This window comes from Rhodoferax sp. RT4P68, assembly GCF_056521305.1.
In genome coordinates, this window is the sequence record NZ_JBWMBB010000051.1 from 1 (window position 1) to 1250 (window position 1250).

Annotated in this window: 2 protein-coding genes; both read right to left on the reverse strand. The window is 55.9% G+C overall.

The window, feature by feature from the left end; genetic code table 11:
• Nucleotides 1–33: 33 nt before the first annotated feature.
• Nucleotides 34–840 carry an IS3 family transposase gene (locus AC099J_RS31605; protein WP_479619272.1) on the reverse strand — a complete coding sequence of 269 codons (807 nt, stop codon included), beginning with the start codon at nucleotides 838–840 and terminating at the stop codon, nucleotides 34–36.
• Nucleotides 837–1199 (reverse strand): transposase, encoded by a 363-nt coding sequence (locus tag AC099J_RS31610; protein WP_479619273.1) that lies wholly within the window; start codon nucleotides 1197–1199, stop codon nucleotides 837–839. The genes AC099J_RS31605 and AC099J_RS31610 overlap by 4 nt, the downstream gene beginning before the upstream one ends.
• Nucleotides 1200–1250 lie beyond the last annotated feature (51 nt).

Below are 1250 nucleotides of genomic sequence, written 5' to 3' on the forward strand. Positions count from 1 at the left end.
GGAACTTGTTTTTCAAAAGTAGACACAGGCTCGTCAACACACACTCTTCTCAAACATCGCAGGTGAGCGGTAGCCGATCGAAGAATGCAGGCGCTGCTGATTGTAGAACTGGATGTAGCTCAGAAGTACCTTGCGCAATTCATCGTCCAGCGTGAATGTTTGACCGTACAACTCTTCCGTCTTTAGAGAATGGAAGAACGATTCCATATGGGCGTTGTCGTTCATCTTGCCCGGTCGATTCATGCTCTGCACCATGCCGTATTTTGTGAGCTTCTGTCGATAGGCCCAGGCCGCATATTCGATGCCGCGATCACTATGGAAATGCAGACCGGCCTGCGGCTTGCGGTTACGCGCCGCATGGTCGATGGCCTCCATGGTCAATGCAGCATCGCGATTGCGCCCCAGACTCCACCCAATGATGCGCCTGGAGAACTTGTCCATCACCACGGCCAGATAGCGCCATTGGCCACTGACCTTGAGGTAGGTGACATCGCCCACCCAGACCTGGTTGATGCGTTCAAGCTCCACGTCGCGCTCCGTGTTGGGAATGCTGGTGAAGAAGGCTTTCTGGCCGACGCGGGAACGGCGATATAGGCGCGCACTGCGCCCTTGCAGCCGGGCTCGGCGCATCACGCGGGCAACTGTGCCTCTGCTGACTTCGGTCCCTTGGTGGGACAGCGCATGCTTGATACGCGGGCTGCCGTAGTAGCCGCGGCTGTCTGTGTGGATGCGTCTTACCTGCTCGGCAAGGACTTCGTCGCGCAGCTGGCGTGCGCTTGGCTCGCGTGTCTGCCAAGCGTAAAAGCCCGAACGACTGACCTTGAAGTACTCGCACATCATTTGGATCGCGTGGGTTTTCCGGTTTGCTTCAATGAAGGCGAAGATTTCGCCTTTCGAACGGAAGCAAACCGGATGGCTTTTTTTAGCAGGTCGTGCTCCAGTTGCAGCCGCTGATACTTCTTCTCCACTTCCTGGAGTCGCCTCAGTTCAGCTACCGAGTCTGGATCGACCTTGGGATCGTCACCCACCAGCACTCCTTCGCGCACCTGCTTGCGCCACTTGGACAACATGAAGGGGTGAATGCACAAGGACTCTGCAACGTCCTTGATCAACACCCCTGGCGACTCGGACATCTTGACTGCCGTCAGCTTGAATTCAATCCCATAACGGCCGACCATTCTTGGACCGGGCATTCCCATTGATCACTCCTTCGGTTAGGTTGGAGTGTCCACGAAAGTAAAACAAGGTTC

Bases quoted from the DNA above. Each gene is read 5' to 3' on its own strand.
- AC099J_RS31610 (WP_479619273.1), bottom strand. From the start codon at position 1,199: ATGGGAATGCCCGGTCCAAGAATGGTCGGCCGTTATGGGATTGAATTC.
- AC099J_RS31605 (WP_479619272.1), bottom strand. From the start codon at position 840: ATGATGTGCGAGTACTTCAAGGTCAGTCGTTCGGGCTTTTACGCTTGG.